The organism is Pseudomonas sp. S2_A02 (assembly GCF_054668495.1).
In genome coordinates this window covers 472754-487089 of sequence record NZ_CP162776.1, presented here as the reverse complement: position 1 = coordinate 487089, position 14336 = coordinate 472754, and the positions used below count along the sequence as shown (strand labels likewise).

Annotated in this window: 12 protein-coding genes; 4 read left to right on the top strand and 8 right to left on the bottom strand. The window is 56.8% G+C overall.

Translation table 11 applies throughout. From position 1 onward, the window contains the following. Positions 1-55: 55 nt before the first annotated feature. Positions 56-988 (bottom strand): LysR family transcriptional regulator, encoded by a 933-nt coding sequence (locus AB4O41_RS02015; RefSeq protein ID WP_460145974.1) that lies wholly within the window; start codon positions 986-988, stop codon positions 56-58. Positions 989-1133: 145 nt separating this feature from the next. On the opposite strand from AB4O41_RS02015, the gene AB4O41_RS02010 reads away from it, so the two are divergent. Then, on the top strand, positions 1134-1538 hold the full coding sequence (locus tag AB4O41_RS02010) for a RidA family protein (protein WP_038983306.1): 405 nt from the start codon (positions 1134-1136) through the stop codon (positions 1536-1538). Positions 1539-1688: 150 nt separating this feature from the next. Next, complete coding sequence (locus AB4O41_RS02005) at positions 1689-2030, top strand: hypothetical protein (RefSeq protein ID WP_460145973.1); 342 nt, start codon at positions 1689-1691, stop codon at positions 2028-2030. Positions 2031-2138: 108 nt separating this feature from the next. Here the strand turns inward: AB4O41_RS02005 and AB4O41_RS02000 are convergent, their stop codons facing one another. The 3 genes from AB4O41_RS02000 to AB4O41_RS01990 form a co-directional block, all read right to left on the bottom strand. Next, entirely contained in the window at positions 2139-3560 is a 1422-nt protein-coding gene (locus AB4O41_RS02000; RefSeq protein ID WP_460145972.1) for an amino acid permease, read from the bottom strand. A gap of 171 nt (positions 3561-3731) precedes the next feature. Continuing rightward, entirely contained in the window at positions 3732-4802 is a 1071-nt protein-coding gene (locus AB4O41_RS01995; RefSeq protein ID WP_460145971.1) for an ornithine cyclodeaminase, read from the bottom strand. 53 nt (positions 4803-4855) lie between these two features. Further along, positions 4856-5890 (bottom strand): histone deacetylase family protein, encoded by a 1035-nt coding sequence (locus AB4O41_RS01990; RefSeq protein WP_460145970.1) that lies wholly within the window; start codon positions 5888-5890, stop codon positions 4856-4858. 120 nt (positions 5891-6010) lie between these two features. Between AB4O41_RS01990 and AB4O41_RS01985 the strand changes: the two genes are divergently transcribed. After that, positions 6011-6511, top strand: a complete 501-nt coding sequence (locus AB4O41_RS01985; RefSeq protein ID WP_460145969.1) for an Lrp/AsnC family transcriptional regulator — start codon at positions 6011-6013, stop codon at positions 6509-6511. A gap of 53 nt (positions 6512-6564) precedes the next feature. Here AB4O41_RS01985 and phaC read toward each other — a convergent pair whose 3' ends face one another. The 3 genes from phaC to phbB all read right to left on the bottom strand — a co-directional run bounded on the left by phaC (position 6565) and on the right by phbB (position 10335). Further along, positions 6565-8265: a class I poly(R)-hydroxyalkanoic acid synthase gene (phaC, locus tag AB4O41_RS01980; protein WP_460145968.1), complete on the bottom strand. Its 1701-nt coding sequence runs from the start codon at positions 8263-8265 to the stop codon at positions 6565-6567. Between the two features lie 87 nt (positions 8266-8352). Beyond that, positions 8353-9531 (bottom strand): acetyl-CoA C-acetyltransferase, encoded by a 1179-nt coding sequence (locus tag AB4O41_RS01975; RefSeq protein ID WP_123722767.1) that lies wholly within the window; start codon positions 9529-9531, stop codon positions 8353-8355. Positions 9532-9588: 57 nt separating this feature from the next. Continuing rightward, positions 9589-10335, bottom strand: coding sequence for an acetoacetyl-CoA reductase (gene phbB / locus AB4O41_RS01970; RefSeq protein ID WP_460145967.1), 747 nt, complete (start codon positions 10333-10335; stop codon positions 9589-9591). A 257-nt stretch (positions 10336-10592) separates the two neighbouring features. Here phbB and AB4O41_RS01965 point away from each other — a divergent pair, with 257 nt between their 5' ends. After that, on the top strand, positions 10593-11630 hold the full coding sequence (locus AB4O41_RS01965; RefSeq protein WP_460145966.1) for an AraC family transcriptional regulator: 1038 nt from the start codon (positions 10593-10595) through the stop codon (positions 11628-11630). Between the two features lie 24 nt (positions 11631-11654). Here AB4O41_RS01965 and AB4O41_RS01960 read toward each other — a convergent pair whose 3' ends face one another. Continuing rightward, positions 11655-14120, bottom strand: coding sequence for a DUF3141 domain-containing protein (locus tag AB4O41_RS01960; protein WP_460145965.1), 2466 nt, complete (start codon positions 14118-14120; stop codon positions 11655-11657). Positions 14121-14336: the final 216 nt, after the last annotated feature.

Below are 14336 nucleotides of genomic sequence, written 5' to 3'. Positions count from 1 at the left end.
GCCGTGTGAAATACATCAAGCCCCGCTTCTGGCGGGGCTTGGTTTTTTATCCTGGTCAGGTTCCTGGCGCCTCACGAATCATGATGGGAGCGTGCTGCGCCATCAGCTCAGCGACCCAATCAATGAATACGCGCAACTTGAAGCTGATATGCCGGTTCGGCGGAAAGGCCACGTAGATCGGCATCGGATCGAGGCGCCAACCCTCGAACAAGCGGACCAACTCGCCGCGCGCTTCGTATGGCTTGGACATGTAGTCTGGCAGCCAAAGAATTCCGAGGCCGGCCAGCCCGGCCGCGATGTAGGCGTTGCCATCGTCGACCGCCAACACATAGCGACCCTTGATATGGACGCTCTCGCTGTTGCAGCGCATGGCATAGGGCACGGCTTTGCCTGTGCGTGCCCACAGGAAACCGACGACACGATGATGCGAATCTTCCAGCTCTTGCGGATGCGACGGCGTACCGACGCGCTCCAGGTAGCTCGGTGCCGCAAAAACGCCCAACTGGAGGTCGCCTACCCGTCGGGCCATCAGAGACTGATCGGTTAGTTCTCCGCCGCGCACAACGCAATCTACATTCTCACCGATCATGTCCACGATGCGATCGCTGACGCCCATGTCGATCTGGATGTCAGGGTATCGAGCATGAAACGCCGGCAACGCCGGCACCAGAATCATGCTGGCCAACGGGCTGGGCACATCCACTCGCAGCCGGCCCCGGGGCAGGGCCGAGGCGCTGGACAGGCTGGTCTCGGCATCGTCCATATCGGCTAGCAGTCGTATTACACGCTCGTAATAGACGGCGCCATCGGCGGTTACATTGACCTTGCGCGTCGTGCGGTTGAGCAATTTGACGCGTAACCGGGCCTCCAACTGCTGCACCAGTTGCGTCACGCTCGTCTTGCTCATATGCAGTGTTTCGGCCGCCTTGGTGAAACTGCCCGTTTCCACCACCCGAGCAAATGCCAGCATCGCATCGAAACGGTCCATTTTTCTGCCCCGGATATCTATCGGATTGTTTGGGTTTTACAAACAGTGATGGCTACAGTTGCTCGTTTATCGGGCAGGCACAAGTCCTTAAAGTCTCTTCATCATTAATTGCGGGTCGGCTTTGACCCGTTGCTGGAGGCACTTTATGAGCAAGCGTGATGTTGTTTTTCCGCCCGGACGCCAAGCGCTTTATGAGCGCAATCGCTATTCACCGGCTATTAGGTCCAATGGCTTTTTATTCGTATCGGGGCAAGTCGGTAGTACCGAAGACGGCTCACCCGAGCCCGACCTGGAGACTCAGGTTCGGCTCGCGTTCAACAACCTGAACGCGATCCTGGGATCTGCCGGTTGCACCTTCGACGACGTGATTGACATAACGGTCTTCATCGTCGATCCGCAAGAGAAGTTCGAAACGATCTGGAAGGTTGTGCCGGAGTTCTGGGGTAACGCACCGCACCCGACGTTAACCGCCGTCGGGGTAACGTGGCTCTATGGATTTGAGTTCGAGATCAAAGTGATCGCCAAGCTTCCTGAAACCATCAAGAGCTGAGCGGACCAGCGATAGCGCGGCGCAACTATCGGTTCAAGTAATAGTGACCATCAAGAAACGCAAGTTCTGCTTTGTCGGGCAAAGATGGAAAATCACCTCCATCGAAGACGCTGCTCAACGACCCCGACTTTTATTTTCAGGACTTCACCGATGCGCCTTTTATTTGTTCCTGTCATGGCTTTCGCCTCCTTGCTGCTGGCCGGTTGCGCCTCCGCGCCGAACGACCCGACGCAGACCTTTCAGACGAAAAAAACGCCTGCCGAGTACGCCGACTGCGTAGTGCCGAAGTTGCAGCACAGCGCACTCAACCCGACGGTTTCGCAAACCCAGCGCAGTTACCGGATCGTGGTGCCGAGCAAAGTCGCGGCAGACAACGTTCTCGAAGCCTACAAAGCCCCGAATGGCGGCAAGGTGTTTTTGTATGAGCGCCACTTGCTGGCGTCTAACTTCATGCCTTCGAGTTTCGAACGTGCCGCACAGGAATGCCTGTAACCGCTTTTAAAAATGCTCCTTTGGTTGGCCGCAACCAACCAATCTTTTGTCCCGTGACTCATTTGGTCACGGGACTTTTTTTGCGTGCAGGTTTTGGTGGGCAATGGATCATTCTTTGAGAAGTGACCCCGCCGCGTGACTGGCCTGGTTCCTGCTCCTGAAATGTGAGAGTTGATAGGCGATTGCCAACCAAATGAACCATGCAGGCATCACGCATAGTGCAAGGCGGGTGTCTGGCCGAAGGGCAAGCAGGCACAGCACAAATGCGAGAAATGCGAGGGAGAACCACGCCATCGGCACGCCTCCAGGCATTTTGTACCGCGATTGCGCATGAAGATCGGGTCTTGCTTTGCGATAAGCAATGTAGGACGCCAGGATGGTCGACCAGGTAAAGATCACCAGGATGGCCGACACTGTCGACACGATGGTAAAGGCGGTCATGACTTCAGGGATGATGAACAGCAGCAGGACCCCCAGCAGCATCAGAAAGGTCGTGAAGGCCAGGCTGATGAGCGGAACACTGTTTTTCGATAGCCGTCTGAAGATACCGGGGGCACTGCCAAGGTCAGCCAGGCCGAACAACATGCGGCTGGACGAGAAGACGCCGCTGTTGGCGGATGACGCCGCAGAGGTCAGCACCACAAAGTTCACAATGCCGGCCGCCGCTGGAAAACCCGCGATCAGGAACAGTTCGACAAAAGGACTTTTGTTGGGCGATACCTGCTGCCATGAGGTCACGGCGATGATGCAGACCAGTGACAGAACATAAAAAAGGATGATCCTGAGCGGTATGGAATTGATGGCTTTGGGCAACGTCTTTTCGGGCGACTTGGTTTCGGCGGCTGCGGTGCCGATCAATTCCGTACCTGCGAACGAAAAGATCGCCATCTGAAAACCGGCGAAGAAGCCGAACAGGCCGTTGGGGAAGGCGGCCTGCTTGTCCAGCAGGTGCGTCAGGGAAGCCGTGACTCCCGTGGGTGAGACGAAGGAGCTGGCAATCAGCAGCACACTGACGGAAATCAGCGCGACGACGGCGATTATCTTGATGATCGCGAACCAGAACTCAACCTCGCCGAACAGTCTGACGGTGAGCACATTCAAGGCAAACAGGGTAAGCATCATGCCGATGGCGGGGATCCAGGCCGGTACATCAGGGAACCAGTATTGAAAGAAGCCCCCAACGACCACTGCATCTCCCACAACGGCCACGCTCCAGCTCAACCAGTATGACCATCCGAGAAAGAAGGCCGCACGAGGGCCGAGGTAGGCCCCGGCAAAGTCAGCAAAGCTTTTGAAGTTCAGGTTAGATAAAAGCAGCTCTCCCATGGCACGCATGACGAAGTAAACAAAAAGACCGATGATCATATAGATCAGTATGATCGAGGTACCGGACAGGGCGATGATCTTGCCGGAGCCCATGAACAACCCCGTACCAATGGCGCCGCCCATGGCCATTAGTTGAATGTGGCGATTGCTGAGCGTGCGCTGTAATGCGGGTTGCTCAGTTATTTCATGCGTATCTGATTTCATCACAAAACCTCTTGATTTTATGTTTTTTGAGTTTTGGCAGAGAAATAGTGTGTGTTTTATTGTTGTAAGTTTTCCATACATCAGGACGGTAGTTAAAATGTTTGCAGTCCCGGTTAAACAGTAAGGTGTTCCTGGCTCGCCACCTGACTTGATAGCGAGCTATCGCGTGTCTTAGCTTGCTGCCAGCTGCTGTTTTTTCGGGGGCGATACTGATGAAAAATCAGACTTCTCCTCAATCAATTGATACAGATTCTTGATATTGGCAGGCGTGGGTACAAGATGGATTTTCTCACCGATCGCGTATTTTCTAGCCTGGTCATGCAAATAACGAAGTGAAGAAAAGTCTTCAAGAGCAAATCCCACCGAGTCGAACACCGTGACTTGCGTGTCATTTTCCCGGCCTGGTTCGTTATCCCGAACGATGCGGAAATATTCGATGACAGGATGGTCAGCGTCCAGTTGCTGAATGTCGCCTTCAATGCGCGTCTGTGGTTCAAACTCGACAATGATCCGGGCGTTACGCAGGATATCTGCGTGAAGTTCGGTTTTCCCGGGACAGTCACCGCCAACCGCGTTGATATGCATGCCAGGCTCGATCATGTCGGGCGTCAAGATTGTCGCGTAGGCTTTGTCCGCCGTGACGGTGGTGATGATATCAACGCCTTTGACGGCTTCATGCACCGAGGCGGCTACGGTGACATTGATGCCTCTATAGCTTTCCAGGTTTTGTTTGAGTTTCAATGAAGCAGCGCTGTCGATATCAAATATCCGCACCTCGTTGATCCCGAGCATTTCATAAAAGGCAATGGCCTGGAATTCGCTTTGGGCGCCATTTCCGATAATGGCCATACGTGTCGAACCCTTGCGTGCCAAGGACTGGGCTACCAGCGCGGACGTTGCCGCTGTGCGAACCGCGGTGGTCAGGGTGAGTTCGCTGAGAACAGCGGGGTATCCGCTGTCGACGTTCGCCAATACCCCAAAGGCCATGACGGTCAGCAAGTTGTTGCCAGCATTTCCTGGATGGCCGTTTACGTATTTGAATGAATACTGTTTGCCATCGTCAGTCGGCATCAGTTCGATCACCCCGCAAAGGGAGTGATTGGCGGTGCGCGGGGATTTATCAAAGTCAGCCCAGCGGCAATAATCAGCCTTGATGTAGTTGGCCATTTGCGTGATGGCCTGACCGATTCCAATCTTTCCAAAAAGCGTGGCGGCGTGATCAACGTCTATGAATAGAGTCATATGTGTTTCTCTCTTAGTTGTAAGTCAAGGAAGGTTGTTTCGGTCGCCGAAACTTAGAATTGTTTGCTCTCATACCCATGAAGTACGTTGACCGCATTAATGCCGATTTCATCGACCATGTATCCGCCTTCCATGACGAAGAGTGTCGGCGCGCCGACAGTGGCGATGATTTCGCCCATGCCAAAGAAGTCCTGACTTTCCAGAAGAAAGTGGCTGATCGGATCGTCCTTGAACGTATCGACGCCCAGGGAAATAACCAAGAGCTCAGGCGAGAAGTTACGAATTTTTTTGCAGGCGTGGATCAGGGCGTTTTGATAACTATGCCAGGTGGTGTTTTTCGGCAACGGATAGTTCAGGTTATAACCGTCACCGGCACCTGCTCCACACTCAGTACTGAAACCCGAGTAATAAGGATAGGAAACCGACGGTTCTCCATGCAGGGAAGCAAACATCACATCGTTGCGATCGTAGAAAATGTTCTGCGTCCCGTTGCCATGATGAAAGTCGACGTCGAGCACCGCGACACGTTTAGCACCTTGAGTCAGTGCATGTTGCGCGGCAATGGCCGCGTTATTCAGGTAGCAGTAGCCTCCCATGTATTCACGAGCGGCGTGGTGTCCGGGTGGACGACACAGGGCAAAGGCGCTGTTGTGGCCTTCGTTGATCAATGACAGTCCAGTGAGTGCGATGTCAGCGCTGGTTTTGACGGCTTGCCAGGTGGTCGCGGTGATCGGCGAGCCGGCATCCATGGCAAAGAAACCGAGCTTGCCATCAATGAACGCGGGGACGTGTTCATTGGACAAGTCGCGCACTGGCCAGACCAGAGGAAGGGCATCATGCTCCCGGCCGGTTGCCGTCCATTCGGACCACGCGGTTTCCAGAAAGGAGACATAGCGCTCACTGTGTGCATTGACGTAGCACGCCCGGTCAAACGTTCGCGGGACGATGATATCGCCGAGCCCAACGTGCTGGACTCGGTCGCGAACGGTATCCGCTCGGCTTGGCTGTTCGAAAGAAGGTTTCAGAACGCCGTCCTTCAATTCGGTCCCATGGTGCAAGCGATGGGAATCGCTGAAAACTGTAAGCATTTATACGCATCCGTCGTGGTGGTCCAGTGCCAATAGTTTGTTCTGGGACGGATGCACTTTCTTTGCTTTTTATTCTCGCTCTGCTAGCGTAATCGGGATTATTTTCCCGTGGATGGCACCATGCAGAAAAAAAATACCCATCGCGCATTGCTTGACGATACCGACCTTTCCATCCTGGCTTTGTTGCAGGAGGACGCCAGCATTTCCAACGCGGAGTTGAGTGAGCGCTTGTCGTTAAGCCTTACTCCATGCTGGAGGCGGCGCAAGAGACTGGAAGAGGAGGGAGTGATCAAGGATTACCAGGCAAACCTGGACCGGCGCAAGCTGGGGCTGGACATCATGGCGTTCGTGCATATCCGCTTTGCCACGCACACCGACCATACCCCTGAGGCCTTTGAAGCCGTCATCATGCAGCTTCCGCAGGTTTTGTCCTGCCACAAGATAACCGGGGATGCCGATTACCTTCTGCAAGTGTTGGCTCAGGATCTTGATAGCTACAGTGACTTTGTCGAGAGCGTATTGAGGCGACAACTCGGTATCGCCTCTATCCAGTCAAGTCTTGCGTTGCGTGAAGTCAAAACGACCAGTCGTATCGCCATTCCGGGGCGGACAAAGCAGTAAACCGGCGTTCTGAAGCGTCCAGCCAGACGCCTGGCTGCCCGGACTGGCTCCTCTTATTGCATCACATAACGCCCCGGTGCCGACTCAAGTGCCGGGTATTGCGCGTTCCCGGTGCTCAGCACTGAAGGCTGGCGTTCCCCGGCGTGTTCGGCCAGCCAGACGAACCAGTCATTCCACCAGCTGCCCGGATGCTGCTGGGCATTCTTGAACCAGGTTTCAGGGTTTTTGGTGACGCGATTATTGGTCCAGTAATGGCGTTTTTCCTTGGCCGGTGGGTTGATCACCCCCGCGATATGCCCTGAGGCACCGAGCACGAAACGCTTGGTTCCAGACAGTAGCTCGGTGCTGGCGTAGGCGCTTTTCCATGGCACGATGTGGTCGTCATGGGTGGCGAGGATGTACGCCGGGGCATCGATGGCGCGCAGGTCCAGTTTGACCCCGCAGCAATCCAGCTCGCCGGATTTCAGATCGTTCTGCAGGTAGGTATGACGCAGGTACCAGCAGTACATCGGCCCCGGCAGGTTGGTGCTGTCGTTGTTCCAGAACAGCAGGTCAAGGGGTATCGATTTCTGCCCCTTGAGGTATTTGTCGACGTTGTAGTTCCACCACAAGTCATTGGGGCGCAGCAACGAGAATGTATTGCCCATGTCCTCGCCCTTGAACAAGCCGATGGGGCCGTTGAGGCCGCCGATGGTGCGCTCGCGATAAGCCACCAGTTGCTCGTCGACGAAGATGTCGATGGGGCCGGTATCAAGGTAATCGAGGAAGGTGGTCAGCAGGCTCACGCTGGCGATCTCTTTGTCGCCACGGGCCGCCAACACGGCCAGCGCCGAACTCAACAACGTGCCTCCAATGCAGAAGCCCACGCAGTTGGGCCGTTGCTCGCCGCTGATTTCACGGGTCAGCTGCAGGCCTTTGATAATCCCGGTTTCAATCAGGTCATCCCAGGTGGTGCCGGCGTGTTCCTGGTCGAAGTTGCGCCACGACATCAGAAACACCGGGTGGCCTTGCAGCAGCAGGTGGCGAACCATCGAATTGTCGGGGCGCAGGTCGAGGATGTAGTACTTGTTGATCGATGGCGGAACGATAAACACCGGGCGCCGGTACTGGGTTTCGCTTTGCGGATAGTACTGGATTAGCTGGAAGAGTTCGTTCTCGAAGACCACTTCGCCGGGGGTGTTTGCCAGGTCGACACCCACTTTGAACGCGCCGGCGTCGCACTGGCGCATCTTGCCTTCCTGCAGGTCACTGGCCAGGTGCATAAGGCCTGTGAGCAGGCTGCTTCCCTGGGTTTCAACGACTCGTTGCAGCGCATCGGGGTTACTGGCCAGAAAATTGCTCGGCGCGGCGGCGGCGATGGCTTGCTCCGCCAGATAGAGCAAGCGTTGACGCGGTTTCTTGCCGTCGATCGGCAGCTGATCGAGCAGCTTCAGCAGAAAGCCGGCATTGAGCAGATAAAACGCCGCGAGGGAACCGAACAGCGGTTGGCTCCAGTTGCCGCTGGCGAAACGCCGATCTTCGAAGCTGAAGGGCTGACCGGTCAACAGACGCTGGCCGAGTTCACACCATTGTTGCTGGTAGTCCGACTGGAGGCTGTCCAGGGTTTCGCGTGGCAGCTCGAACCAGGCGTTGTAGTCCTGCCCGGTAAACCAGGGATTGGTGCTGACCCAGAACCTTAATTGTTGCACTGCAAGGGACGCAATGAACGGAACCTGGCCCGACCAGAGTGTGTTTAAGGTATGCGCGTTGTCCATGGAACTCCTTGCCCATATGAATAAACCGGACGGAAAAAAACGCGGCGCCGGACGTCGGCGCCGCGTCTGACAACTCAGCCTGTGTTTCTAACGCTCGATGACCAGGCTGACGCCCTGGCCGCCACCGATGCACAAGGTGGCCAGACCTTTTTTGCCATCGCGACGGATCAGTTCATGTACCAGCGACACCAGAATCCGCGCGCCTGATGCGCCGATCGGATGACCGAGGGCAATGGCGCCACCGTTGACATTGACCTTGTTCATGTCCCAGCCCAGTTCCTTGCCAACGGCCAGTGACTGCGCGGCGAACGCTTCGTTGGCTTCGATCAGGTCCAGGTCGTCCAGGCTCCAGCCGGCTTTCGTCAAGACCAGACGGGTAGCGGGCACCGGGCCGATGCCCATGATCGACGGGTCCACTCCGGCACTGGCATAGGCCTTGATGCGCGCAAGTACCGGCAAGCCTAGAGCCAAGGCCTTGGCGGCGCTGGCCAGCATCAGCACGGCGGCGCCGTCATTGAGGGTCGACGAGTTGCCCGCGGTTACGCTGCCGTTTTTCTGGAACGCGGGTTTGAGGTTGCCCAGTGCCTGCAGCGTGCTGTCCGGCCGCGGCTGTTCATCGGTGTCGAAGACCAGCGGCTCGCCCTTGCGCTGGGGGATCAGGATCGGGGTGATTTCACCCTTGAAGTAACCCGCCTCGATGGCCGCGGCGGCTTTTTGTTGCGAGGTTGCGGCGAAGGCGTCCTGATCTTCACGACTGATGCTGTATTGATTCGCCAGATTTTCGGCAGTGATGCCCATGTGGTAGTCGTTGAAGGCATCCCACAAACCATCCTGAATCACGCTGTCTTGCAGTTGCGCATGACCCAGGCGCAGGCCAGTGCGCGCCTTGGGCAGAACATAGGGCGCCAGACTCATGTTTTCCTGACCGCCGGCAATCACCAGTTCGGCGTCGCCGCAACGGATCGCCTGGACCGCGAGCTGCACCGCCTTGAGGCCTGAGCCGCAGACTTTGTTCAGGGTCAGGGCAGGGGTGGTATGGGGCAGGCCGGCCTTGATTGCGGTTTGGCGTGCCGGGTTTTGCCCCGAGCCTGCAGTCAGCACCTGGCCGAGGATGACTTCATCAATCTGCGCGGCGTCGATCCCGGTCTGTTCGAGCAGGCGACGAATTACCGCCGCGCCCAATTCGGTAGCTGGAATGGCGGACAGTGAACCTTGAAAACTGCCAATGGCGGTGCGAGTAGCGGCAACGATTACGACTTCGTTCATGCATGACCTCATTAGGATTCTGTCGAGCGGGAGCAGGGCATCCATGCCCTGACAGGCTTACTGCATGTTCATGCCGCCGTTGACCGAGAAGTCGGCACCGGTGCTGTAGGCCGATTCATCGGACGCCAGCCAGGCGACGATCGAAGCGATTTCTTCGGGTTGGCCAAGGCGCCCGACCGGTGTGGCTGCGATCATGGTGTCGAGAATGTCCGGGCGGATGGCCGCGGTCATGCTGGTCTGGATGTAGCCGGGCGATACGGTATTGACGGTCACGCCTTTGCCCGAGACTTCCCGGGCCAGTGCCATGGTGAAGCCATGGATGCCGGCTTTGGCCGCGCTGTAATTGGTCTGGCCGAACTGGCCGCGCTGACCGTTGATCGACGAGATATTGATGACCCGACCCCAGCCCTTGGCCAACATGCCTTCAATCACCTGTTTGGTGGTGTTGAACAGGCCGCTGAGGTTGGTCCCGATCACCGCGTTCCAGTCTTCTGGAGTGAGTTTGCGAAAGGACGCATCCCGAGTGATGCCGGCGTTATTGACCAGCACATCGATTGGGCCGAATTGCTCTCGTGCCATCTCGAAGGCCTTGCGGGTCGACTCCCAATCGGTGATGTCGCCGAAGATGTATTCGAACTGATACCCCGCCGCCAATTGGCTCGCTATCCATTCGTTCTTGCGGGCGGAATCCGAGCTGCAGCCGACGATGACCTTGAATCCTTCCTTGTACAGGCGTTGGCTTATCGCAGTGCCAATCCCACCCATACCACCCGTGACCAACGCAATACGTCCAAGCGACTCCATACAATCCCTTCCTTTCTTTGTTTTGCGTTGCAAGATGGGGAGATTGTTCGGTATTGGCCGGGCGTGCGGAAGTGTTGAGAGGTGACTGTCTGGTGTCCAACGGTGCCACGCTCCGGTGAATGCCGGATGGCAAAAAACGCAGGTTACCTATACTGGGATCAATATTGGCAACTGAAGAACCCGTTAGTCTTTGATTCATTGCAGATCAGTTTTGGCTCCGGACAGGACGTTCGGTTCCACAGGTCATTGAGGACGCCATGTACAGAATGAGTTCAGGTTATGCCAGCGTGCTGGCGAATACGCTTTCGGCTCAAGGACTGGATGTCGCCAGTCTGTGTCGGGAGGCTGGACTAGACATGAAGCTCGCGAATAAACCCGGAGCGTTTTGCGAGCGAAGGGCGATCTATCGATTATGGGACCTGGCTGCTCAGGCCTCGGGTGATCCGGACATCGGTCTGAAAGCCTACGGAAACTTCAATCCCGGCACTTTTCAGATCGTCGGCTACACCATGTTGTCCAGTCTCAATTTGAAAAAAGCGCTAGAGCGGCTGGTTCGCTTCAGTCCGTTGATAGGCACCGGATTCAGCCTTTTTCTTCTACCGGAACAGAAAAACTACCGACTGTCCGGACTCGATCATCAACAAAGCGGCTCGGTCAAACCACGCCAATACACTGATGCCGGATTGGCGTCATTGCTGGGGTTTTGCCGTTGGCTGGCGGGCAGCAAGTCAGTGCAGCCCTTGAGTGTGGATTTCACTTATCCCGAACCTGAAGACACCTCTGAACACCGTCGGCTGTTTGGATGCGACCTGCATTTCGACGCGGCCTACGACAGCATTGTGTTCGACGGGGAGGAGTTGCAGCGTCCCTTGAGCATGGCCAATGAAGCGTTGGCGGTGCTGCATGACAGCTTTGCCCAGGCGCAACTGGACCTGCTATTTGGTTTTTCCATTGTCGGCAGGATTCGGGCGATGGTTACCGAGCGCTTGAGTCAGGTGCAGGGGCCATGCGACATGGAGTCGATCGCTGCAGCCTTGAACATCAGCAAGCGAACACTGCAACGCGCCCTGGAAAAAGACGGGACCCAATTCAAGGACGTACTGAATGCCGTACGCAGGCAACTGGCCGATTTTTATCTGCGCCATTCTCATTTCAACATGAAGCATGTGGCCTATCTCCTTGGTTTTCATGATCACAGCAGCTTCAACAAAGCCTGCAGCCGCTGGTTTGGCATGACACCCGGTCAATATCGGGCCGATGAATCGTTCGGGATCAAGGAGACAATGCCGGTCTGACACGGCCTCCCGTCGACGTTCAGGTTATTTCACCGGAGGTTTTTTTACGGCTTTATTGCCCTTGGCAGGTTTGCGCACCGCACTCGCCACCTTGGCGATGGGGTCAGGGGTCGATGCGGGAAATTTCTGCTTGATCGGCTCAGGGATGACCACCGGGATGGCTTGCTTGATCGGCTCTGGCGCTATCGCAGGGTCTTTCACTTCGATGGCATCGGCTGCACCGGGTGGTTGGGTCAGGCTGAAGCCTGGCAGCGGAACGTCGAGTAGCGTGTGCAGCTCACACCAGCATGGGTTGTTTGCGCCACTGGTCAGCAGTTCGGGCAGCAAGTTGGCGACGGCCGCCAGCACTTGTTGGCGCTCTTGGGCCTCAATCAGCATCAAGGGCAGGCTGTGCAGGCTTTCTTGCGGGTGGGTGGCGACCAGCAGTTTTTGCAGACGCAGGGTTTCGCGCAAATCAAGCGGCTTGGCACTGTAATCCTGGAGCAGCACCTGCAGCTGCAGGATCAATTTCTCGACGCTTTCCTTGCCCGGTTCGTCGCTGTCGCGGCCCAGCAGGAACAGGATCCGTATCAAGGCTTCCATCAGACCGCCAAGGGGCAAGGCATCCTGCAGGCGCTCGATCAGAACCTGGTCGTGCTGCTTGGCGTGTTCCTGCAGATTTCGACCGGGTGCATTGCCGGCGAGGCTATTGAGCACGCCATACACGCCGTAGAAACACATTTCGTGAGCCGCATCACGCAGGTCCCGATAGCCGTTCAAGGCGTCCTGCACCTGGTTGGAAAACAGTTCCTGCCAGACCAGTAACGGGTTTTTCTGGCTGGCGGGGTGACGATCCTTGCTCACTTGAGCGGCACTGCCAGCCAGCCACCACAGCGCCGGGTTCAAACTGCTCCAGGCCACTTGCTGCTGATGGAACGGGTGCGCACGGCGCAGCATTTCGGCGCTCGGTTCGTTAATCAGTTGGCGCAACCACGGACGTATGAATTCGTCGTACACGCTGTTGTTGATGGCGGACGCGCGTTGCACCAGCGCGAATTCGCGATCGTCATCACGGGGCGGCTGCACCTGGCCATGAATGTCGGCGATACGCCGGGGCTCGAAACGCACGGTATACGCCGTCGCCGAGTGCTCCGGCAGGTCGCCGATCAGCATTTCGTACAGCCCGGCCGGCAGCGCATTGATCGCATCGACCGCACCCAGCAACTCGCGGTGCTCACGCCGCGCCACTTCACCGGACACGAAGATACCCAGGTGACCGATGCTCGCATGCCGCAGGTAAACGATGGTGCGTCCGGCATTTTGCAACGCAAGATCGCTGGGATAGACGTCGGTGATCCAGTCCAGTGCCTGCTGCGGGGAGGTGATGTTGTCGCCATAGGAACAGAACACCACCACCGGCACTTCGATCAATTTGAGGTCGAGCCCGCTGCTCTTGCGCCCCAGGCCACCGGACAGCTGATTACCGATGAACAGGTCGTCGACAATCATCTCGATCTCTTCGCTATTGAGCAGGGTCGGGCTGCCCCACCAGCGTTCGAAATCCAGAAAGCGTGCGGCCTCGCTGTCGACTTCGCTGAACAGGTGGTAGTACTTGCCCCAATAGGTGTTGGCCGGGTCCAGGTTTTCGAAATTGCTCACCAGCCAGGTGCCGTCGAAACGCTCATTACCAAGGTCGCTCCCCAGGCGCGCCATCCAGCCACCGCCCAGCAAACCGCCGGTGTAGCGCATCGGATTGCGGCCATTGACGCCGGCCCAGTACGACAATGGCGCACCGTTGACGATGATCAGCCCTGGCAATTCCGGCCGAGTGGCCGCCAGGCCCATTAACGCCCAGCCCGCTTGGCAGTTACCGATGACGACAGGTTTGGCGCTGTCCGGATGCCGAGTGCTGACGACTTCGATGAACCGTGCCTGGGCGTCTGTGATATCGGCAAGGGTTTGCCCTGGGCGTGGCGAGTGACTGAAGGCGATGAAGTAGGTGGGATGGCCGGCTCTCAGGCTTTCGCCGATGACCGAATCCTGTTTGAAACCGCCGATCCCCGAGCCGTGACCGCCGCGGGGGTCAATGATGATCACGGGCTGTTTTTTGCTGTCGATCTGTTGCCCCGGGTCGCCGAGGATTTGCAACAACGAATAGTTGACCGCACGAGGCAGGTCTTCACCAGCGACCAGCGTTTGATGATTGAACTTGAGCAGCAGCGGATACCCGGCGCGTTCGTGGGCCAGGGTGTTGTCGCCGCGCTGACGCAAGGTGTCCCAGAACAGCACGCTGCGCTGGCCAAGGTCAGTGAAGTATTCCTGCCAGTCAGCCGGTGTCGGCTGTCTGAGTTGCCCAAGGCTTAAAGGCGCGAAAGTTTTTGCCTGGCGCTTCTGCACGGCGTCGAGGACGTTATGGGTATTGAGGCGTTGCAGATGACCAAGGTGTTCGAACAAGCCGGCGGGGTCGCTACGCTCTTCATCTTGCAGCGCAATATGTGCTTCCTGACCCATGGTGATCTCCTGCTGCTATGCATGGGAACCTGTGCATCTAAACCCTTTAGTTAAAGAGGGCTAGGCTGGCCGTTCGATGAGCAGGAGTCTACAGCGAATAAGAAGGGCGTTAGCAACGTTTATTTTGCACCGCACAAAAATAGACGTTGCCAAATGGTTTTGTGCACTGCAATATCAAGGCTAACGCGATGACTGACCGGATCGCTATCGCGTCCT

Excerpts from the sequence above, each read along its gene's own strand:
- AB4O41_RS01995 (WP_460145971.1), bottom strand. The coding sequence starts at position 4,802 with ATGACTCTATTCATAGACGTTGATCACGCCGCCACGCTTTTTGGAAAG.
- AB4O41_RS02010 (WP_038983306.1), top strand. The coding sequence starts at position 1,134 with ATGAGCAAGCGTGATGTTGTTTTTCCGCCCGGACGCCAAGCGCTTTAT.
- AB4O41_RS01985 (WP_460145969.1), top strand. The coding sequence starts at position 6,011 with ATGCAGAAAAAAAATACCCATCGCGCATTGCTTGACGATACCGACCTT.
- AB4O41_RS02005 (WP_460145973.1), top strand. The coding sequence starts at position 1,689 with ATGCGCCTTTTATTTGTTCCTGTCATGGCTTTCGCCTCCTTGCTGCTG.
- AB4O41_RS01990 (WP_460145970.1), bottom strand. The coding sequence starts at position 5,890 with ATGCTTACAGTTTTCAGCGATTCCCATCGCTTGCACCATGGGACCGAA.
- AB4O41_RS01965 (WP_460145966.1), top strand. The coding sequence starts at position 10,593 with ATGTACAGAATGAGTTCAGGTTATGCCAGCGTGCTGGCGAATACGCTT.
- AB4O41_RS02000 (WP_460145972.1), bottom strand. The coding sequence starts at position 3,560 with ATGAAATCAGATACGCATGAAATAACTGAGCAACCCGCATTACAGCGC.
- AB4O41_RS01975 (WP_123722767.1), bottom strand. The coding sequence starts at position 9,531 with ATGAACGAAGTCGTAATCGTTGCCGCTACTCGCACCGCCATTGGCAGT.
- AB4O41_RS01960 (WP_460145965.1), bottom strand. The coding sequence starts at position 14,120 with ATGGGTCAGGAAGCACATATTGCGCTGCAAGATGAAGAGCGTAGCGAC.
- AB4O41_RS02015 (WP_460145974.1), bottom strand. The coding sequence starts at position 988 with ATGGACCGTTTCGATGCGATGCTGGCATTTGCTCGGGTGGTGGAAACG.
- phaC (WP_460145968.1), bottom strand. The coding sequence starts at position 8,265 with ATGGACAACGCGCATACCTTAAACACACTCTGGTCGGGCCAGGTTCCG.
- phbB (WP_460145967.1), bottom strand. The coding sequence starts at position 10,335 with ATGGAGTCGCTTGGACGTATTGCGTTGGTCACGGGTGGTATGGGTGGG.